Raw genomic sequence first — 21734 nt, forward strand, 5'->3', positions numbered from 1 at the left:
TGAGAGGAGGACTACATGTGCTTGAGCAAGGTTTATTAGTAACGGCTGGGGTAGCATTCTTAATTTCGGTTGCCCTTTCGCCATTGTTTATTCCATTTTTAAGGAAATTAAAGTTCGGACAGAGTATTCGTGATGAGGGACCAAAGTCACATCAAAAAAAATCAGGGACACCGACAATGGGTGGTATTGTCATATATGTATCTATGATGGTAACTTCACTTATTATGGCAATTAAATTTAATTATTTAGGTGCAGAGGTTTCGTTATTATTATTAGTGACATTTGGCTACGGATTAATTGGATTTTTAGATGACTACATAAAGGTAGTTAAGAAGAGAAATCTTGGTTTAACATCAAAACAAAAATTAGTAGGTCAGCTTGTTATTGCTATTGCGTTCTTTTTAATTGGAAAAGGGCAAGCGTTCCACACATACATCATGATTCCGGGAACAGATGTTAAGTTCGAACTAGGTTGGGCGTATTTTGTACTTGTATTATTTATGCTTATTGGTGGATCAAATGCAGTTAACTTAACTGACGGTTTAGATGGTTTATTATCAGGAACAGCTGCTATTGCATTTGGGGCGTTTAGTATTATTGCAGTCGCACAAGAGCAATTTGGAGTAGCGATATTCTGTATGGCAGTTGTAGGAGCTGTACTTGGATTTTTAGTATTCAATGCAAATCCAGCGAAAGTGTTTATGGGAGATACAGGTTCTTTAGCTTTAGGTGGAGCAATTGCAGCTGTAGCGATTTTATTAAAACAAGAATTACTACTTGTAATCATTGGTGGAGTATTCGTAATGGAAACTTTATCTGTTATTATTCAGGTCATTTCTTTTAAAACAACAGGAAAACGTGTCTTTAAAATGAGTCCATTACACCATCATTATGAATTATGTGGTTGGTCAGAGTGGCGTGTTGTTGTGACGTTTTGGTCTGTAGGATTTTTATTAGCTGTGTTAGGAATTTATATCGGGGTGTGGATGTAATTGAAAACTGTAACTGAATTTCAAAATAAAAATATTCTTGTATTAGGCATTGCAAAAAGTGGTTATGCAGCAGCTACGCTGTTACAAAAATTAGGGGCAAATGTTATTGTCAATGACGGAAAGCCTTTAGCGGATAATGTACTTGCTGCAGAATTACAAGCAAAAGGAATGGACGTTGTATGCGGTGGTCATCCTTTAGAATTGTTAGAGAGAAGTATTTCTCTTGTGGTAAAAAATCCAGGAATCCCGTATTCTAATCCAATATTAGTAGCTGCGAAAGAAAAGCAAATTCCGATTGTTACGGAAGTTGAATTAGCATATCGTATTTCAGAAGCTCCATTTGTTGGGATTACGGGGTCTAACGGTAAAACGACGACGACAATGCTTACATTTGAAATGCTAAAAGAAGGACAAAAGCATCCTGTAATTGCTGGGAACATTGGAACTGTAGCGTGTGAAGTAGCACAGGATGCAAAAGAAAATGAAGTTGTAGTTACAGAACTTTCATCTTTCCAATTGATGGGGGTAGAATTGTTCCAACCTAAAATTGCTGCGTTTTTAAATTTATTTGAGGCCCACTTAGATTATCACGGGACGAAGAAGGAATATGGTTTAGCAAAAGCAAATATTTTTAAAAACCAAACAGAAAATGATTATAGTGTAATAAATGCAGACGATGCAGATGTGATGGCTTTATCTGCTTATAGTAAAGGGCAAAAAGTACTATTCTCGACAACGAAAGAAATTGAAGATGGTGCGTGTATAAAAGAGAATGCTCTTTGTTTTAAAGGTGAAAGAGTTGTTGAAGTAGGCGATATCGTTTTACCTGGTCAACATAATTTAGAAAATATTTTAGCAGCGATGAGTATCGCAAAATTATTGGGTGTTTCTAATGAAGCGATTACGGTGGTGTTAAAACGTTTTACAGGTGTAAAACATCGTTTAGAATATGTAACAACTATTAACAATCGTAAGGTTTATAATGACTCAAAAGCAACGAATATGTTAGCGACTGAGAAAGCTTTATCTGCGTTTACACAACCGATTGTGTTATTAGCAGGTGGGCTTGATCGTGGAAATGAATTCGATGATTTAATTCCGTATTTCAAAAATGTAAAAGCGATTGTTACATTTGGACAAACAGCTCCAAAATTAGTAAGAGCTGCAGAAAAAGCGGGATTAGATACAATTGAAAGTGTCGATACTTTAGATGAAGCTGTAGTGAAAGCTTATGCCCATTCTACAGATGGCGATGTAATTCTTCTTTCTCCAGCATGTGCAAGCTGGGATCAATTTAAAACATTTGAAGAAAGAGGAGACATTTTTATACAAGCTGTGCATAAACTTATATAAAGTAAATCAAAACATCAGTAGGCTAACACCTACTGATGTTTTGTTACATAGGGCAAAAGTTTCTGCCTAAAGAGGTGGTGTTTATGGGTAATGAAGAAAACGCCTGATTTTATTCTCATCATCGTTACACTTGCGTTGTTAACAATCGGAATGATTATGGTGTATAGTGCGAGTGCTGTTTGGGCCTCTTATAAAATGGGGGACTCATTCTTTTTTGCAAAAAGGCAATTGCTATTTGCAAGTCTAGGTGTAGTGGCTATGTTTTTTATTATGAAAATTGATTATTGGGTGTGGCGTACGTATTCAAAAGTAATTTTGCTAGTTTGCTTCATTCTTCTTATACTTGTTCTTATTCCTGGAGTAGGACTTGTTCGAGGAGGAGCGCGAAGTTGGATTGGAATCGGGGCATTTTCCATTCAACCGTCAGAATTTATGAAGTTTGCGATGATTATTTTTTTAGCGAAATTTTTAGCGGAACGACAAAAATTAATTACCTCTTTTAAACGTGGTTTACTACCAGCACTAGGTTTTGTATTTCTTGCTTTTGGAATGATTATGTTACAGCCAGATCTTGGTACAGGAACGGTAATGGTTGGGACATGTATCATTATGATATTTGTCTCGGGAGCAAGGGTCTTTCACTTTGCGATGTTTGGTTTGCTTGGTGTAGCAGGATTTGTAGGGCTAATTGCATCAGCACCGTATCGAATGAAACGTATTACATCATATTTAGATCCGTGGTCAGATCCGCTTGGAAGTGGATTTCAAATTATTCAATCGTTACTCGCAATTGGACCTGGTGGATTATTCGGGCTCGGACTTGGACAAAGTAGACAAAAGTTTCTTTATTTACCTGAACCACAAACAGACTTTATATTTGCAATCTTATCTGAGGAATTAGGTTTTATTGGCGGTTCATTTGTGTTATTATTATTTAGTCTGTTATTATGGCGTGGGATTCGTATAGCTTTAGGAGCGCCAGATTTATATGGTACGTTTTTAGCAGTAGGTATTGTGGCGATGATTGCGATTCAAGTAATGATTAATGTTGGTGTTGTAACAGGATTGATGCCTGTTACGGGTATTACTTTGCCGTTTTTAAGTTATGGTGGATCAAGTTTGACATTAATGTTAATGGCAGTAGGTGTATTATTAAATATAAGTCGCCATTCTCGCTACTAAACCCTGTTTTATAAGACAGGGTTTTTCGTATGTGCGCGAAAAAACATGATGTATATAGAAATAAATACGACTGAAATCAGAAAAGAGAAGCGGAGGAGTTAGTAGTGCGTGTATTAGTAAGTGGTGGGGGCACTGGAGGTCATATTTATCCGGCTCTTGCTTTAATAAGAGAAATAAAAAAATTAAATCCGGAAGCAAGGTTTTTATATATTGGTACGGAGAGTGGATTAGAGAGCACAATCGTTCCAAAAGCAGGTATACCGTTTCAATCTATTGTTATAAGTGGATTTAAGCGTAAAATATCGCTAGATAATGTGAAAACGGTGATGCGTTTCCTAAAGGGTGTACAAGATAGTAAACGATATATTCGTCGTTTTAATCCGGATATTGTGATTGGAACGGGTGGATATGTATGTGGACCAGTTGTATATGCTGCGGCAAAATTAGGTATTCCAACTATTGTACATGAACAAAATAGTGTACCTGGTGTAACGAATAAATTTTTAAGCCGCTATGTTGATAAAGTTGCAGTTTGTTTTGAAGCGGCTGCAGAACATTTTCCACAGTCAAAAGTAGTAATGACAGGAAATCCACGAGCATCAGAAGTAATGGATCAGAATGGAATGAAAGGAAAACGTTCCGTAGGCTTATCTCTTCCTAAAAAGTCCGTACTTATTTTTGGTGGAAGCCGTGGGGCTAGACCGATTAACGATGCTTTCGTAGAGGCAATTGAACAGTTTGGAAATAAAAGTTACGAAATATTGTATGTAACCGGTGAAGTTCATTATGACAAAGTGATGGAAGCTGTGAAGCAAAAAGGGAATCCGAATAATGTTATTATTAAACCTTTCATTCATAATATGCCAGAGGTACTTACAGGTGTAGATCTTGTCGTTTCAAGGGCGGGGGCAACAACACTTGCAGAATTAACAGCGTTAGGTAAGCCAAGTGTGTTAATTCCGAGTCCTTACGTAACAAATAACCATCAGGAAAAAAATGCGCGTTCTGTTGTCGATAAAGGAGCAGCAAAAATGTTGCTTGAAAAAGATTTAACAGCAGAAACGCTTATTCGTGATATTGATGAAATTTTATTAGATGCACAAACATTACAAAATATGAAGCTGGCTGCTGAACAATTAGGTATTCCAGATGCAGCAAATAAGCTGTATGAAGTAATGAATAAGCTTGTAAAAAAATAACGTTAGGTGAACGCCCTGCATACTACTGTAATAAGGATAATTAGTATGGGGGAGATTGTTTATGGAGCAATTAGTAAATGAGCTTATAGAAGCAAATGTTGGTCGCGTGTTAGTGGATGAAGCGTTAGCACGTTATACGACTATGAAAATAGGTGGACCAGCTGATATTTTAATTGTGCCAAAGCATGTTGCCGGTATTGAAAAAACGTTGCAGTTAGTAAAAAAATATAAAACAAAGTGGACTGTAATTGGTCGTGGTTCGAACCTTCTTGTATCTGATCTAGGTATAGAAGGTGTCGTTATTCGTTTAGGAGAAGGATTAGACCACTTAGAAGTCGAAAAACATAGAGTAAGAGTTGGTGGTGGGTATCCCCTTATTAAATTATCAACTTTACTTAGTCGTCAAGGGTTATCTGGCCTGGAATTTGCCAGTGGTATTCCGGGAAGTGTTGGTGGTGCGGTGTATATGAATGCAGGAGCACATCAATCGGATATATCAAACATATTATCAAAAGCTCTTATCTTGTTTGAAAACGGAACAATTGATTGGTTAACACATGAAGAAATGGAGTTTTCCTATCGTACTTCTGTATTGCAAACGAAACATCCTGGTATTGTTTTGGAAGCTGAGTTTCAATTGCAGGTAGGAGAGCGTGAGGGAATCGTAAGCGTCATGCAAAAGAATAAAGACTACCGCCGTGAAACACAGCCGTGGAATCATCCTTGTGCAGGAAGTATATTTCGGAATCCAATCCCATATTTTGCAGGAAACTTAATAGAAAAGGCGGGGCTTCGTGGTTATCAAATAGGCGGAGCTCAAATTTCTGAAATGCATGGGAATTTTATTATTAATACTGGGGGAGCCAGTGCGCAAGATGTCTTATCTTTAATTGCATTCATAAAACAAACAATCAAGGATAAATTTGGCGTAGAAATGCATACAGAAGTAGAAATCATTGGAAGATAACGGTTATTCGTTCCGCTCATTATCATTTATGTTATAATAAGAAGATAAGAACGGCATGAGGAACATGCCGTTCTTTATGTTACGTAGGGGGATCGTACATGAAAAATAGTAAAGTGATTAAACTACAGGATCGTGTACCAAAGTTAAAAAATCAACAGAAGAAAAACAAGAAAAATGTTAATCATCGGTTGATTTTATACATATCAATTTTATTTTTATTAGTGCTCTTTTTAATTTACTTTCGGTCTCCACTAAGCAATATCAAAAAGATAAGTGTGTTTGGAAATCATTATATGACAGATGAACAAGTGATGAAGGAATCAGGTGTGACGTATGATACAAGTTATTTCCGGGTGACAGCACATAAAGCAGAAGAAAACCTAACGAAACGAAAAGAAATTAAAGCGGTAAATGTAAAAAAACGTTTTCCAAATAAAATTGATGTTCATATTGAAGAATATTTAACGATTGGTTATATAAACAAAGATGGGAAATTACAACCGTTATTAGAGAACGGGAAAACACTCGATGTACTTCCGAACGGAAAACTCCCTGTTGCAGCGCCAATTTTTGAACCTTTTAAAGAGGAGAAAATGAAGGAGTTAATTGCTGAGCTTGAAAAATTAACACCAACTATTTTAAGGTCTATTTCTGAGATTCGTTATTCACCGACGAATGCGAATGAAGATCATCTTACTTTATATATGAACGAAGGATACGAAGTGAGCACTACGATTCCAAATTTCGCAAAGCGTATGGAGGCTTATCCGCTTATCTTAAAAACAATTGAGCCAGGTAAAAAGGTATTGATTGACTTAGAAGTAGGGGCATATACGAAAGAAATAGGAGCGGAAGAAAAAAAAGAATAGAAAGATAGTTTTCACTACGTCATGGTAGAAAAAACGAAACGAATGTTCTGCTTGATGCATCTGAATTTACAAGAATGGTTCATTTGATGAAAAAGATGTAAAAATTCTTAGATTCATACTAGGATTGGTACAAGTTTCACTTTTCTATGAGTACATCTTAGTGTAGACTTATACTTGGCGGTAATCTTTACACTTGAAATAGAATTATTTCAAGATAAGCAGTTATTCACAGTTTACTGCGATATTCTTAAATGAATGTTAAATAAAAATAAGAAAAATATAGGGTTAAAAAAGGGAAACGTATAAAGACGTTGAATATTTTTCTTATAAATAGTAAAGTTGCGATTGTTGTTCCATATATTGAGTTGTATGGTATAAATAAAGAAGGAGGTGCCAAAGAATGAACAGCAATGAAATATATGTTAGTCTTGACATCGGTACATCCAATGTTAAAGTCATCATTGGTGAAATGGTTAATGACAGCTTAAACATTATTGGTGTTGGAAATGTAAAATCAAATGGTTTAAAGAAGGGATCGATAGTTGATATAGACGAGACTGTTCGATCAATTAAAAAAGCAATTGAACAAGCTGAGCGCATGGTGGGAATCCACATTGAGCAAGTTGTAGTAGGTGTCAATGCAAACCAGGTACAGCTACTTCCTTGTCACGGAGTAGTCGCTGTTTCAAATGAAGATCGTGAAATCGGGAATGAAGATGTCTTACGCGTTCTAGATGCAGCACAAGTTGTGTCAATTGCTCCAGAACGTGAGTTTATTGATGTGGTACCTCGACAGTTCATTGTAGACGGTCTTGACGAGATTAACGATCCACGCGGGATGATCGGTGTAAGATTAGAAATGGAAGGTACACTTATAACAGGCTCGAGAACTTTACTACATAACCTACTTCGTTGTGTAGAAAAAGCAGGTCTTGAAATAGTTGATATTTGTCTTCAACCTTTAGCGGCTGCAACAGTTGCTATATCTTCAGATGAAAAACATAGAGGAGTAGCCCTTGTTGATATGGGGGGAGGATCTACAACTTTATCTATTTTTAAAGATGGAGAGTTACAAGCGACGAGCGTATTACCGTTAGGTGGAGACCATATAACAAAGGATATTGCGATTGGGTTGAAAACTTCAACAGAAAATGCAGATCAAATTAAGTTGAAATATGGACATGCTTTTTATGATACAGCATCTGAAGAAGAGATGTTTACGGTTCCTATTATGGGAAGCGATCAAACAGAACAATATTCTCAGTTGGAATTATCGGATATAATAGAGGCTCGTGTAGAGGAAATTTTAATGTTTGTTCAAGATGAAGTGCGTAAGTTAGGAGTAAAGCAAGTAGCTTCTGGTTATGTACTAACTGGTGGAATTGCTTCTATGCCGGGTGTTCTTGATCTTGCATATGATATTTTACATGAAAATGTTCGTATAGCGACTCCTGATTATATTGGTGTGCGTGAGCCCCAATATACAAGTGGAGTAGGATTAATTAAACATTCTTATCAAAAAGCTAAATTACGTGGGAAAAATGTGCAGGAAAAGCAAGAACATTTTGAACCAGTACCAGCACCAGCACCAACGCCGGTACAACAGCAACCTGCGAAACAAAAAACTCGTAATCAAAACAATAATAATCAAAATGATGACCGTATGATGTCAAAAGTAAAACGTGTATTCCGTTATTTATGGGATTAAAATTGGACACGAAAAATGAGGTTCTAGGGGGATTTCGACATGTTAGAGTTTGATACTACTCAAGATCAATTAGCGAATATAAAAGTTATCGGTGTCGGCGGTGGCGGAAACAATGCTGTAAACCGTATGATTGAACACGGTGTACAAGGTGTAGACTTTATCGCTGTGAACACTGATGCACAAGCATTAAATCTATCAAAAGCTGAAACAAAAATGCAAATTGGTGGAAAATTAACACGTGGACTTGGTGCAGGTGCAAACCCTGAAGTAGGGAAAAAAGCTGCAGAAGAAAGTAAAGAACAGATCCAAGAAGCACTTCGTGGTGCAGATATGGTCTTCGTAACTGCTGGTATGGGCGGCGGAACTGGAACTGGTGCAGCTCCAGTTGTTGCTCAAGTTGCAAAAGAATTAGGTGCATTAACAGTTGGTGTTGTAACACGTCCATTTACATTTGAAGGACGCAAGCGTGCAACACAAGCAGCATCTGGTATTGCGGCATTTAAAGAAAATGTAGATACACTTATTGTAATTCCAAATGATCGCTTATTAGAGATTGTTGATAAAAATACGCCGATGTTAGAAGCATTCCGTGAAGCAGATAACGTATTACGTCAAGGTGTTCAAGGTATTTCTGATTTAATTGCAACACCAGGTTTAATTAACTTAGACTTCGCAGACGTAAAGACAATTATGTCTAATAGAGGTTCTGCTTTAATGGGTATTGGTTCTGGAAATGGAGAGAATCGTGCTGCTGAAGCTGCGAAAAAAGCGATTTCTAGTCCATTATTAGAAACATCTATTGATGGAGCTCAAGGTGTTATCATGAACATTACGGGTGGAGCTAACTTAAGCTTATATGAAGTACAAGAAGCGGCAGACATTGTAGCTTCAGCTTCAGATCCAGAAGTAAATATGATCTTCGGTTCTGTTATTAATGAAGGATTAAAAGATGATATCGTTGTAACGGTAATTGCAACTGGTTTTGATGATAGTGCTGCGACACAGCCACCAAAACCAATTATTCGTCCGACTGCGAATCACACGCAACAACAACAACAGCAAGTAGCTCAACCTTCAAAACAACGTGAAGTTAAGCGTGAAATGAAACGTGAAGAGCCGGTTGTGCATGAGCGTCATACAGATTCAGATGACATCGATATTCCAGCATTCTTACGTAACCGTCGTAGACGATAAAAGAAAAGGAGCTTTTATGCTCCTTTTTTGTTTTATACAGGAAAAAGATCTGCTAAGCAGGTCTTTTTTTATTTTATATATTTTGATTTATCCGGCTGCTTGTAAAAGCCCGATTGGTGAGACCGGATTAAAATTCCACTTTATATGTAAGCAAACAAGTATAGTATTCTATGAAACGTATACTTTTATTTTTTACCGACAGATTCTGTCTAGAAAGCACAAAATAACAAAAAAACACCTCCGCAAATTGACACACTTTCCTATTGGATATGCATTATACTAGTCTCAACTCAAAAAAAGAGGTGAATTGTTTGGTTGTTTACGCCGACGTTGTTTGGTTGTTAAACGCCTGCATTGATTTTCTTTTACTTTTATTAACAGCTACCGTGTTAAAAAAGAAGATCAAAAGATGGAGGCTTGTGTTAGGGGCATTTATAGGTTCAACTATTGTTATTTTTGCCTTTACTCCTTTTGCTTCTATGATGACACATCCAATTATGAAACTACTGTACTCGTTACTAATTGTGTATACAGCATTTGGGTTTACAACGTTTAGAAATTATGCACAAACTGTTTTTACTTTTTACTTTGTAACCTTTATGGTTGGCGGAGGGTTAATTGGCACTCATTTCTTTTTGCAAACGAATGAAATGGTAAATGGATTGGTTCAATCTCAATCCATTTCTTATGGTGACCCAATTAGCTGGTTGTTTGTTGTTGTTGGTTTTCCAGTAATTTATTATTTTTCTAAAAAGCGTATTGAAAGCGTAGAGGTTACAAAAATACACTATGATCAAATTGTGAAATTGAAAATTCAATTAGCTGAAGAGGAACTAGAACTCGCAGGTTTAATTGATAGTGGGAACCAACTTTATGACCCGTTAACAAAAACACCCGTTATGATTATGCATATTTCATCATTAGAACATTGCTTGCCAGCGTGGTTAACAGAACAAATTTATTCGAAAACAGAGATTCCTCAAATACCAGAGAATGATTCTGGGTGGGCGACAAAATTACGATTAATTCCTTTCCGAGCAGTAGGAGTAGAGAGTCAATTTTTATGGGCCGTTAAGCCAGACAGTGTGCAAATTGATTATGAAGGTAGTTCTATTGTAGTCAGCAAAGTATTGATTGGATTAAATACACAACAGTTGTCAACCAATGGAGAGTATCAATGTATTGTGCATCCGAAAATGTTAATTTCGCAAAAAGTAGTAATTGCTTAATAATGGGAGGCGGGATAATATGATGAAATTAAAATTTTATTTAGTATACCTTTGGTATAAAGTATTGTTGAAATTAGGAATTAAGACCGATGAAATTTATTATATTGGTGGAAGTGAAGCGTTGCCACCACCGTTAACGAAAGAAGAAGAGGAAGTTCTATTGAATAAATTGCCAAAAGGAGATCAGGCAGCAAGATCGTTACTGATTGAACGTAACTTACGGCTAGTTGTATATATAGCAAGAAAGTTTGAAAATACAGGGATAAATATTGAAGATTTGATTAGTATTGGAACAATCGGCCTTATTAAAGCGGTTAATACATTTAATCCAGAAAAGAAAATAAAGTTAGCAACATATGCCTCACGTTGTATAGAAAATGAAATTTTAATGCATTTGCGCCGGAATAATAAAAACCGATCAGAAGTTTCTTTTGATGAACCGCTTAACATCGATTGGGATGGGAATGAACTTTTATTATCGGATGTATTAGGTACAGACGATGATATTATTACAAAAGATTTAGAAGCTACTGTAGATCGTCATCTTCTAATGAAAGCATTGCATCAATTAAATGATCGTGAAAAACAAATTATGGAACTCCGGTTTGGGCTTGCTGGAGAAGAGGAAAAGACGCAAAAAGATGTGGCGGATATGCTTGGGATTTCACAGTCATACATTTCACGTTTAGAAAAAAGAATCATAAAAAGATTACGAAAAGAATTTAATAAAATGGTGTAAAGAAGAAGACCAGCCGTTATCTAGGCTGGTCTTCTTCTCTTTCGTTGTATGAGAAGAGACAACGAAAATGAAAAATGAAGAGAAAACCGCATGCATAAAATCCCCTTCAAAGGAAATACTTTACACTGTACAGCAACTCCCGATAGGAGGGAACACTTTGACGAGAAACAAAGTAGAAATTTGCGGTGTTGATACAGCTAAACTTCCCGTACTAAAAAATGATGAAATGCGTAAATTATTTCGTGAAATGCAAAGTGGAGAGATAAGCGCAAGAGAGAAATTAGTGAATGGAAACTTACGTCTTGTACTGAGCGTCATCCAAAGATTTAATAACAGAGGAGAATATGTTGACGATTTATTTCAAGTTGGTTGCATCGGACTTATGAAATCCATTGATAATTTTGATTTAGGCCAAAATGTAAAATTTTCAACGTATGCTGTGCCGATGATTATTGGGGAAATACGCAGATATTTGCGTGATAACAATCCAATTCGCGTATCTCGATCATTACGAGATATTGCGTATAAAGCGTTACAAGTAAGAGAGAAATTGATTGCAGAAAATTCGAAAGAACCAACAGCAATGGATATTGCAAAAGTACTTGAAGTGACTCATGAAGAAATTGTTTTTGCTTTAGATGCGATTCAAGATCCAGTTTCATTATTTGAGCCGATTTATAACGATGGGGGAGATCCTATTTTTGTTATGGATCAGTTAAGTGATGAAAAACAAAAGGACGAGCAGTGGGTTGAAGAGTTAGCATTGAAAGAAGGAATGAAGCGTTTAAATGATCGTGAGAAAATGATTATTCGAAAACGTTTCTTCCAAGGAAAAACACAAATGGAAGTTGCAGAAGAAATTGGGATTTCTCAAGCGCAAGTGTCACGTTTAGAGAAATCAGCTATTAAACAAATGAATAAGACGATTCAAGGATAAGGTTTCACCATTTATGGTGAGACCTTTTTATATGCAATATAGTTTGTCTTCGCTCATAGTAGGGAAGCTGTGTTCATATAATGAAAATCATATGGGGTTAGTCGAGGGTGCTTCCTGTAAATTTGAGAAACAATGTTTTTTCAATTCGTCATATATAAGGGAGAGGAAGAAAATGATAAGAATTTCGGAGTTGCAGATGAAAGAGATAATAAATGTTTCAGATGGAAAAAGGCTTGGGAATATTGGAGATATCGAAATCGATATGAACACAGGGAAGATCGGGTCTATTATTATTTCCAAACAGGCACGCATGTTAGGGATTTTTGGGAAAGATGTAGAAATTGTAATTCCTTGGAAGGAAATTGTGAAAATTGGGGAAGATGTCATACTTGTTAGAGTAAATCCTGTTAATTCTGTAACAGAATCAATACAAACACCGACAATTTCATAAAGAATATTACAAATTCCTCTTTTTTTTCTGTTGGGATTATGAAAAAATAAAAGTATGGTAAAATAGACAGGAAGTACCATGCTTTTTTATGTTATTTTAATTAAAAGGAGCCGCTTTATGAGAGAACCATTTAAATATGTGGACGGTATACTGTATTTACAAGCGTGGAAAGAACTTGGAAACATTACTGCTGGATTTACGACAAAAGATGGTGGGATAAGTACGGGCTCCTTTCATGCGATGAATTTAGGATTACATGTGAATGATATCGTGGAGAACGTTCATGAAAACAGACGCATTTTAGCAAATAAGTTACAAAAACCATTAGAAAACTGGATTTGCTCTGAACAAGTTCATGATCATCAGGTTGAAAAAGTAGGACAACAGGAAAAAGGAAGTGGCGTCTATTCATATGAAGACGGTATTTCAAAAACAGATGGCATTTATACGACTGATAATGATGTTCTTTTAACATCATGTTACGCGGATTGTGTTCCACTCTATTTTTATGCGCCATCACATGGTATGATAGGACTTGCGCATGCTGGATGGAAAGGGACTGTAAAAGAGATTGCAAAGGAAATGATTCAAAAATGGAATGCAGAAGGGATTTCAAGTGATGAAATTCATGTTGCAATTGGACCAGCAATTGGATCTTGTTGTTACGTTGTTGATGATAGAGTGTTAACAGCAGCAAAGCAAGTAGTAAACGGTTCTGTCCCTTATAAAAAAATTTCTGATGGGCAGTACGCAATTAATTTAAAAGAAATTAATCGTATATTATGTGTACAAGTAGGCATAAAAGAAGAGAATATTGTAATGTCATCTCTTTGTACAAGCTGTGAAGAGCAACTATTTTTCTCTCATCGTCGTGATCAAGGTAAGACAGGGAGAATGTTGAGTTTCATAGGTTTTAAGGAGGAAGAAAGCAAGTGACAGTACAAAAAAAATTAACAACTGTAAACGAAGCGATTAAACAATCTTGCGTACGAGCGGGACGTTCGTTGCAAGATATTAAACTCGTTGCAGTTACAAAAACGGTAGGAATTGAAAAGACAAACGAAGTAATTGAAGCTGGAATTATTGATTTAGGTGAAAATAGAAATGAAGGTTTCTTACAGAAGTACGAACATTTCGGTTCAAAAGTGAATTGGCATTTTATTGGATCATTACAAACGAGAAAAGTAAAAGAAATCATTAATGAAATTGATTATTTACATTCGTTAGATCGTCTTTCACTTGCAAAAGAAATTCAAAAACGTGCTGATAAAAAAGTGAAATGTTTTATTCAAGTGAAAACATCATCTGAAGAATCAAAGCAAGGATTGGCAATAGAAGAAACGATTTCTTTTATTCAAAGTTTGCAAGAACTGGATAAGATTGAAGTGGTTGGACTAATGACAATGGCTCCGTTTACAGAAGAAGAGGAAGAAATCAGACGCTGTTTTAAGGAGTTACGTAAGCTACAAACAGAGGTGCAGGAGCTAGAATTATTACATGCGCCATGCAGAGAGTTATCAATGGGAATGTCTAATGATTACACGATTGCAATTGAAGAAGGTGCTACATATATTCGTTTGGGGACGATCTTAGTAGGAAAAGCGTAAAAGGAAGGAGAATCTTATTATGAGTTGGTCAAAAGTAAAATACTTCTTTTTTGATACACCAGAAGAAAAAGAAGCAGCTCAATATAGTTATGAAAAGGAGCAAACAGACATGAAGAAGCAGCAAGATCCGCCAGAACAACAAGATGTTACGTTTCCAAAAGCGCAACCGAAACAAAATGTTGTGAGCATTGAAACGGCAAAGCAATCTTCAAAAGTTGTTTTATTAGAACCACGCACATATTCAGAAGCGCAAGGGATTGCGGACCATTTAAAAGGTAGACGAGCTGTTGTAATTAATTTACAACGAATGTCTACTGATCAAGCTGTACGTATCGTTGACTTTTTAAGTGGTACTGTATACGCTATAGGCGGGGACATTCAAAAAATAGGACCGAAAACATTTATGTGTACGCCTGAAAATGTAGATATTGTTGGTGCAATTTCAGAGTTGTTCGGTGAAGAGGAAGACACAAATATAAAGAGGTGGTAATACGCCATGGTAACAGTTTTAAACATTTTAATTACTGCTATCGAGATTTACTCGTGGGCACTTATTATTTACATTCTTCTATCGTGGTTCCCTGGTGCAAAGGAATCAGCTTTTGGAGAAATTCTTGCTCGTATTTGTGAACCGTATTTAGAACCATTTCGCAGATTTATTCCACCGCTTGGTATGATTGATATCTCTCCACTCGTTGCGATTTTTGCGTTAAAGCTTGCTACGAATGGTTTAGTAAGTATATTCCGCTATTTCTTATAGTAAGAGGTTAAATACATGAGCATCTACGAACATTTCAGACCTGATGAAGAGGTCTTTGTGGATAAAGTGTTAGAGTGGAAGCGAGCAGCGGAGTACCATCAAGTGAAATTAACAGATTTCCTTGATCCAAGACAACAACAAATTGTCACTATGGTAGTAGGGCAAGGAGATGTTGCTGTACAATTTGATGGTGCAACGCCTCATGCAGAGCGTAAAAGAGCACTCATTTATCCAGATTATCTAGAAGTGAATGAAGAGGAATTTCAAGTAGAAGTATTGGAAATTGACTATCCTTCCAAGTTTTATACGCTAGAGCATAGGCAAATATTAGGTACATTTATGTCTCTCGGTTTAACGAGAGAAAAATGTGGTGATATTTTGCTTCAAGAAGATCGTGCCCAAATTGTAGTCGCAAAAGAAGTTGTATCTTATATTGAGATGAACTTACAATCTATAGGGAAAGCAAAAGTTTCCTTATCGCCAGTGCAAGGAGAAAAAATTCTACAGATGCAAGAAACGTGGGGAGAGAAATCTGGAACGGTTTCTTCACTTCGTTTAGATGTTATATTAGCTGAAATGTTACATATATCCAGACAAAAAGTACAACCTTTCATAAAAAATGGTTTAGTAAAAGTGAATTGGAAAACAGTGGAGCAAACTTCTTATGAATGTTATCCAGGAGATGTTTTTTCAGTGAGAGGATATGGGCGAAGTAAATTGTTTTCTGTAGAAGGTAGAACAAAGCGCGACAAATGGAGAATTTTGTATGGTATACTAAAATGATTGGTTTTTTAGAAGGAAATCCTCCTATTTTGTCGAAGAAAAGATATAATTGAAAGAGGAAATTTAGATAATTACTTGGAGGTGGCGTTGTGCCGTTAACACCATTAGATATTCATAACAAAGAATTTGGTCGCGGATTCCGTGGCTATGATGAAGATCAAGTAAATGAGTTTCTTGATCAAATTATCAAAGATTATGAATTAGTCATTCGTGAGAAAAAAGCTTTAGAAGAAAAAGTTGCGCAATTAGAAGGAAAGTTAGATCATTTCTCTAATATTGAAGATACGTTAAATAAATCGATCGTTGTTGCACAAGAAGCAGCGGAAGAAGTAAAACGTAATGCGCAAAAAGAAGCGAAATTAATCGTACGTGAAGCTGAAAAGAATGCAGACCGTATTATTAACGAAGCGTTAGTAAAATCAAGAAAAGTTGCTTTTGATATTGAAGAGCTAAAGAAACAAGCGAAAGTATTCCGCACTCGTTTCCGTATGTTACTAGAAACACAGCTTGAAATGTTAAACAACGATGATTGGGATAAACTAATTGAGTTAGAAGACGAAGTAGATGAACTGTTAAAAAAAGAAGAAACAGTGTAAGCTTGACGTTTTTCTCATTATTACATATAATTTTAAACAACATATTTATTAAGAAAAACGAAGATAGGGATAAGTACCTTTTTTATACCTTATATAGCGAACTGAGGATGGTGTAAGCTCAGGATAAGGAGATAATGGGAATATCACCCTGGAGTTCCGCGCTGAACAAATAGAGTAAGCGTAGGCGTATATTCGCGTTAAGAATATAAAGAGGATTGTATACATATGTATAGGATCTACTAGGGTGGTACCGCGGGAGACTTTCTCGTCCCTTTTTGGGATGAGAAGGTCTCTTTTTTATTCCGTTTTTTAAGTGTTTCTTTTATACATGTAAGGAGGAATTGAGCATGGAGTACAAAAATACATTACTAATGCCAAAAACAGAGTTCCCAATGCGTGGGAATTTACCAAAACGTGAGCCTGCAATGCAAGAACAGTGGGCTGAAATGAATATTTATGAAAAGGTACAAGAACATACGAAAGGTCGTCCTTTATTTGTATTGCATGATGGACCTCCATATGCGAATGGTGACATTCATATGGGACATGCATTAAATAAAGTGTTAAAAGACTTTATTGTTCGTTATAAATCAATGACTGGTTACTGTGCACCATATGTACCAGGTTGGGATACACATGGTTTACCAATTGAGCAAGCTTTAACAAATAAAGGTGTAAAGCGTAAAGAAATGACAGTTGCTGAGTTCCGTAAGTTATGTGCAGAGTATGCATATGAGCAAGTAGAACGTCAACGTGAACAATTTAAGCGTTTAGGTGTACGTGCTGATTGGGATAACCCATACATTACTTTAGAGCCAGCTTATGAAGCACAACAAATTAAAGTGTTTGGTGATATGGCGAAAAAAGGTTATATCTATAAAGGGCAAAAACCAGTTTACTGGTCTCCAACGAGTGAATCAGCTTTAGCAGAAGCTGAAATTGAATATCAAGATAAAAAATCAGCATCTATTTACGTAGCATTCCCTGTAAAAGACGGAAAGAACGTATTAGAAGGTGATGAGAAATTCATTATCTGGACAACAACACCTTGGACGTTACCTGCAAACTTAGGTATTTCTGTTCACCCAGAACTTGAATACGCTATTGTAAAAGTAAATGATGAAAAATATATTATTGCTTCTGAACTATTTGAGACAGTTGCAAAAACGTTAGAGTGGGAAAATACTGAAGTTGTGAAAACGGTAAAAGGTAGCGAACTTGAGTATACAGTTGCAAAACATCCATTCTACGATCGTGATTCATTAGTTATGCTAGGAGATCACGTAACAACAGATGCAGGTACAGGTTGTGTTCATACAGCACCAGGGCACGGGGAAGATGACTTCGTTGTTGGTAAAAAGTATGGATTAGAAGTACTTTGTCCAGTTGATGATAAAGGTGTATTAACAAATGAAGCACCTGGATTTGAAGGCTTATTCTATGATAAAGCTAACAAGCCAATTACAGAGAAATTAGAAGAAGTAGGCGCGTTACTAAAACTGACATTCATTACGCATTCATACCCACATGATTGGAGAACGAAAAAACCAATTATTTTCCGTGCGACAGCACAGTGGTTTGCATCTATTGAAGCGTTCCGTAAAGAATTATTAGAAGCCGTTGCGGAAACAAAGTGGGTACCAGCATGGGGAGAAACTCGTCTTCATAATATGGTTCGTGACCGTGGTGACTGGTGTATTTCTCGTCAGCGTGCATGGGGTGTGCCAATCCCTGTATTCTATGCAGAGAATGGCGATCCAATTATTACAGATGAAACAATTAACCATGTAGCAGATTTATTCCGTGAGCACGGTTCTAACGTATGGTTTGAGCGTGAAGCGAAGGATCTATTACCAGAAGGATTTACACATACAGGTAGCCCGAATGGTGAATTCCGTAAAGAAACAGACATCATGGATGTATGGTTCGATTCAGGTTCTTCTCACCAAGCGGTATTAGAAGAGCGCGATGACTTACAACGTCCAGCTGATTTATATTTAGAAGGATCTGACCAGTATCGTGGTTGGTTTAACTCTTCATTATCAACAGCAGTTGCTGTAACAGGTAAAGCTCCATATAAAGGCGTACTAAGCCATGGTTTCGTATTAGATGGTGAAGGACGTAAAATGAGTAAGTCGATTGGAAACATCGTCGTACCGAAGAAAATTATGGATCAATTAGGCGGAGACATTTTACGCTTATGGGTATCTTCTGTTGACTATCAATCTGATGTACGTATTTCAGATGATATTTTAAAACAAGTAGCAGAAGTGTATCGTAAAATCCGTAACACATTCCGTTTCTTATTAGGAAACTTAGATGACTTTAAGCCAAGTGAAAATACAGTAGCTGTAGCTGAACTTCGTGAAGTAGATCGTTACATGTTAGTGAAATTAAATGACTTAATTACAAAAGTAAAAGAAGCATATGAAACATACGACTTCGCTGCTGTATATCATGCAATTCATAACTTCTGTACAATTGATTTAAGTTCATTCTACTTAGACTTTGCAAAAGACATTTTATACATTGAAGGTGCAAACCATGAAGATCGTCGTGCAATTCAAACTGTATTATATGATGTTCTTGTTGCGTTGACGAAACTTGTAACACCAATCTTACCGCATACGGCTGATGAAGTATGGCCATATGTTCCAGGTGTAACAGAAGAAAGTGTACAATTAACTGATATGCCAGAAGCTGTACAATTAGATGGTGCGGAAGAATTAAAAACAAAATGGGATGCATTTATGACATTACGTGATGACGTATTAAAAGCGTTAGAAGTAGCTCGTAATGAAAAAGTAATCGGTAAGTCATTAAATGCAAGCATTACGTTATATCCAACCGCAGAAATGAAAGCTATGTTAGAGTCTATTAGCGAAGACTTAAAGCAATTATTCATCGTCTCTGAGTATAAACTTGGTGGCATGATGGAAGAAGCGCCAGCAGATGCGCCGAAGTATGAGCATACAGCGGTTGTTGTTGCTCAAGCAACTGGTGAAACGTGTGAACGTTGTTGGGTAGTTTCAGAAACAATTGGTAAAGATGCTGAACATGAAACATTATGTGAGCGTTGCGCAACAGTTGTTAAAGAAAACTATGTAAAGTAATAAAAAACTGACTGTGCCTAAGTGCAGTCAGTTTTTTTATTGAAGATATATTGAAATTACTTTCACTCTCTTTCCTATGAAGGAAAAATGTGTGTGAGGTAAGCATAGAAATTTCGGACACACTAATCGTACATTGCAGCTGGGAGGAATGTACACGTGAATGAAATGTATATGGAAATCAAAGAAGAATTGCAATTGATGCGAAAAGAGTTACAAGAGAGGCTAGCTAAAGAGGTAATGCACAAATATGATACAGAGTTTAGCGAAGAGCTTGGATATGAAATTAAGGAAGAGATAAAGAAAAAACTCCTATTACATGATATAAAAGAGGACTTAAAAGATGTAGAACGTGCATTATTTAAAATGGAAATAGATATGTATGGTATTTGTGAAGAGACAGGGAGAGTAATTTCGGTAAAACAAATGAAGACTATGCCGACTGCCCGTACCATTCATGAATTTTTCTATGAAAAAGTAAATGTATGAATGCGCACAACGATATTATATTACCTTTTTTTAATTTATTTTATTCTTCTATAAAGGTTCATTGTGAAAAGGTTGCAGCTATGCTAAAATTTTGAGGTACACTGTCTTTGTGGGGGAAATGAAAATGATATATTATGTAATAGCGTTATTTGTCATTGCCATCGATCAAATATCGAAATGGCTAATTGTAAAGAACATGGAATTGGGTACGAGCATTCCGATTATCGATAATGTATTATACATAACATCACATCGAAATAGAGGAGCTGCCTGGGGGATTTTAGAAAATAAAATGTGGTTTTTCTACATTATTACAGTCGTTTTTGTAGCATTTATCGTAATTTATATGAAAAGATATGCGAAAACAGACAAACTTCTAGGAATTTCATTAGGTCTAATATTAGGCGGAGCAATTGGTAATTTCATTGATCGTGTATTTAGACAAGAAGTAGTGGATTTCATTCACGTGTATATTTTCTCGTACAACTATCCAGTATTCAATATAGCTGATTCAGCATTATGTATTGGTGTTGTATTAATTATTATTCAAACATTATTAGAAGGCAAGAAAACGAAGGAGTAATTGAATGAGTGAAGTAGTACAAGTAACAGTTGCAGAAGAACAAAAAAGCGAGCGAATTGATAAATTCGTTGCAGAAATAAACAGTGAATGGTCACGTTCACAAGTACAACAATGGATTAAAGATGATGTTGTTACAGTTAATGGAAAGTCGGTAAAAGTGAATTATAAGGTTAGAGAAAACGATGAAATTACAGTAACGATTCCTGATCCAGAAGAGTTAGATATTCAAGCAGAAGATATGAACTTAGAAATTTATTATGAAGATGCAGATGTACTCGTTGTTAATAAGCCGCGTGGTATGGTTGTACATCCAGCACCAGGTCATACAAGTGGTACGCTTGTGAACGGTCTTATGCACCACTGTACAGACTTATCAGGCATTAACGGTGTAATGCGTCCAGGTATCGTGCATCGTATTGATAAAGATACATCAGGCCTATTAATGGTTGCTAAAAATGATATGGCACACGAATCACTTGTAAATCAACTTGTAGCAAAAACAGTAACAAGACGTTATAAAGCAATCGTACACGGTGTGATTCCGCATGATAAAGGAACTATCGATGCGCCAATTGCTCGCGATAAGAAAGAACGTCAAAGCATGACAGTTGATGAAAATGGTAAGCATGCTGTTACGCACTTCCAAGTGTTAGAACGCTTTAAAGATTTCACACTTGTAGAATGTCGCTTAGAAACAGGACGTACACACCAAATTCGTGTTCATATGAAATACATTGGCTATCCACTTGCAGGAGATCCAAAATATGGTCCGAAGAAAACATTAGACATGAATGGGCAAGCACTTCACGCAGGTATTTTAGGATTCGACCATCCTCGTACTGGTGAGTATATTCAGTTTGAGGCACCGATTCCAGAAGTGTTTGAAGATGCATTAAATATTTTACGAAAATAGTATTGACAAATCATAAGAAAACTGAGATACTGACAACAGTTAAATAATGATCCTTTAACACAGCCCCGTGAGG

General features: G+C 36.3%; 22 protein-coding genes and 1 other annotated feature. All 22 genes read left to right on the forward strand.

What is annotated here, in order from left to right; all coding sequences use genetic code 11:
- Positions 1–17: 17 nt before the first annotated feature.
- The 22 genes from mraY (at position 18) to ACXVYO_RS22930 (ending at position 21661) form a co-directional block, all read left to right on the forward strand.
- Positions 18–992, forward strand: a complete 975-nt coding sequence (mraY, locus tag ACXVYO_RS22825; protein ID WP_063675631.1) for a phospho-N-acetylmuramoyl-pentapeptide-transferase — start codon at positions 18–20, stop codon at positions 990–992.
- Positions 993–2345, forward strand: a complete 1353-nt coding sequence (gene murD, locus ACXVYO_RS22830; protein WP_458468549.1) for a UDP-N-acetylmuramoyl-L-alanine--D-glutamate ligase — start codon at positions 993–995, stop codon at positions 2343–2345.
- Positions 2346–2435: 90 nt separating this feature from the next.
- Positions 2436–3527, forward strand: a complete 1092-nt coding sequence (gene spoVE / locus ACXVYO_RS22835) for a stage V sporulation protein E (protein ID WP_000753515.1) — start codon at positions 2436–2438, stop codon at positions 3525–3527.
- A gap of 104 nt (positions 3528–3631) precedes the next feature.
- On the forward strand, positions 3632–4726 hold the full coding sequence (gene murG, locus ACXVYO_RS22840; protein ID WP_001265423.1) for an undecaprenyldiphospho-muramoylpentapeptide beta-N-acetylglucosaminyltransferase: 1095 nt from the start codon (positions 3632–3634) through the stop codon (positions 4724–4726).
- A gap of 61 nt (positions 4727–4787) precedes the next feature.
- Entirely contained in the window at positions 4788–5693 is a 906-nt protein-coding gene (gene murB, locus ACXVYO_RS22845) for a UDP-N-acetylmuramate dehydrogenase (protein ID WP_097844193.1), read from the forward strand.
- 98 nt (positions 5694–5791) lie between these two features.
- Positions 5792–6562, forward strand: coding sequence for a cell division protein DivIB (divIB, locus tag ACXVYO_RS22850; RefSeq protein WP_458468550.1), 771 nt, complete (start codon positions 5792–5794; stop codon positions 6560–6562).
- 400 nt (positions 6563–6962) lie between these two features.
- Entirely contained in the window at positions 6963–8270 is a 1308-nt protein-coding gene (ftsA, locus tag ACXVYO_RS22855) for a cell division protein FtsA (protein ID WP_001087544.1), read from the forward strand.
- 39 nt (positions 8271–8309) lie between these two features.
- A complete protein-coding gene (gene ftsZ, locus ACXVYO_RS22860; RefSeq protein WP_000888981.1) occupies positions 8310–9464 on the forward strand; it encodes a cell division protein FtsZ in 1155 nt (384 codons plus the stop codon).
- A 311-nt stretch (positions 9465–9775) separates the two neighbouring features.
- Positions 9776–10693, forward strand: coding sequence for a sigma-E processing peptidase SpoIIGA (gene spoIIGA, locus ACXVYO_RS22865; RefSeq protein WP_458468551.1), 918 nt, complete (start codon positions 9776–9778; stop codon positions 10691–10693).
- Between the two features lie 19 nt (positions 10694–10712).
- The gene (sigE, locus tag ACXVYO_RS22870) at positions 10713–11432 is read left to right on the forward strand and encodes an RNA polymerase sporulation sigma factor SigE (protein WP_000976947.1); all 720 of its coding nucleotides are present in this window, start codon (positions 10713–10715) and stop codon (positions 11430–11432) included.
- Positions 11433–11589: 157 nt separating this feature from the next.
- Positions 11590–12369: an RNA polymerase sporulation sigma factor SigG gene (gene sigG / locus ACXVYO_RS22875; protein ID WP_000197753.1), complete on the forward strand. Its 780-nt coding sequence runs from the start codon at positions 11590–11592 to the stop codon at positions 12367–12369.
- Between the two features lie 172 nt (positions 12370–12541).
- Entirely contained in the window at positions 12542–12820 is a 279-nt protein-coding gene (locus tag ACXVYO_RS22880; protein ID WP_142285755.1) for a YlmC/YmxH family sporulation protein, read from the forward strand.
- 117 nt (positions 12821–12937) lie between these two features.
- Entirely contained in the window at positions 12938–13756 is an 819-nt protein-coding gene (gene pgeF, locus ACXVYO_RS22885; protein WP_458468552.1) for a peptidoglycan editing factor PgeF, read from the forward strand.
- Positions 13753–14427 (forward strand): YggS family pyridoxal phosphate-dependent enzyme, encoded by a 675-nt coding sequence (locus tag ACXVYO_RS22890; RefSeq protein WP_458468553.1) that lies wholly within the window; start codon positions 13753–13755, stop codon positions 14425–14427. The genes pgeF and ACXVYO_RS22890 overlap by 4 nt, the downstream gene beginning before the upstream one ends.
- Before the next feature lie 19 nt (positions 14428–14446).
- Positions 14447–14917, forward strand: coding sequence for a cell division protein SepF (locus tag ACXVYO_RS22895; protein ID WP_000119136.1), 471 nt, complete (start codon positions 14447–14449; stop codon positions 14915–14917).
- A 6-nt stretch (positions 14918–14923) separates the two neighbouring features.
- On the forward strand, positions 14924–15187 hold the full coding sequence (locus tag ACXVYO_RS22900; RefSeq protein ID WP_458468554.1) for a YggT family protein: 264 nt from the start codon (positions 14924–14926) through the stop codon (positions 15185–15187).
- Positions 15188–15202: 15 nt separating this feature from the next.
- Positions 15203–15970, forward strand: coding sequence for a YlmH family RNA-binding protein (locus ACXVYO_RS22905; protein ID WP_458468555.1), 768 nt, complete (start codon positions 15203–15205; stop codon positions 15968–15970).
- Positions 15971–16059: 89 nt separating this feature from the next.
- Positions 16060–16566 carry a septum site-determining protein DivIVA gene (gene divIVA, locus ACXVYO_RS22910; protein WP_001131611.1) on the forward strand — a complete coding sequence of 169 codons (507 nt, stop codon included), beginning with the start codon at positions 16060–16062 and terminating at the stop codon, positions 16564–16566.
- Positions 16567–16617: 51 nt separating this feature from the next.
- Positions 16618–16842, forward strand: a binding site (T-box leader).
- Positions 16843–16913: 71 nt separating this feature from the next.
- A complete protein-coding gene (gene ileS2 / locus ACXVYO_RS22915; RefSeq protein ID WP_063260447.1) occupies positions 16914–19679 on the forward strand; it encodes an isoleucine--tRNA ligase in 2766 nt (921 codons plus the stop codon).
- A 156-nt stretch (positions 19680–19835) separates the two neighbouring features.
- Complete coding sequence (locus ACXVYO_RS22920) at positions 19836–20165, forward strand: TraR/DksA C4-type zinc finger protein (protein WP_001004659.1); 330 nt, start codon at positions 19836–19838, stop codon at positions 20163–20165.
- A 124-nt stretch (positions 20166–20289) separates the two neighbouring features.
- Positions 20290–20748, forward strand: coding sequence for a lipoprotein signal peptidase LspA (lspA, locus tag ACXVYO_RS22925; RefSeq protein ID WP_458468556.1), 459 nt, complete (start codon positions 20290–20292; stop codon positions 20746–20748).
- A 4-nt stretch (positions 20749–20752) separates the two neighbouring features.
- The gene (locus ACXVYO_RS22930) at positions 20753–21661 is read left to right on the forward strand and encodes an RluA family pseudouridine synthase (protein WP_458468557.1); all 909 of its coding nucleotides are present in this window, start codon (positions 20753–20755) and stop codon (positions 21659–21661) included.
- Positions 21662–21734 lie beyond the last annotated feature (73 nt).

The organism is Bacillus sp. BC08 (assembly GCF_054326875.1).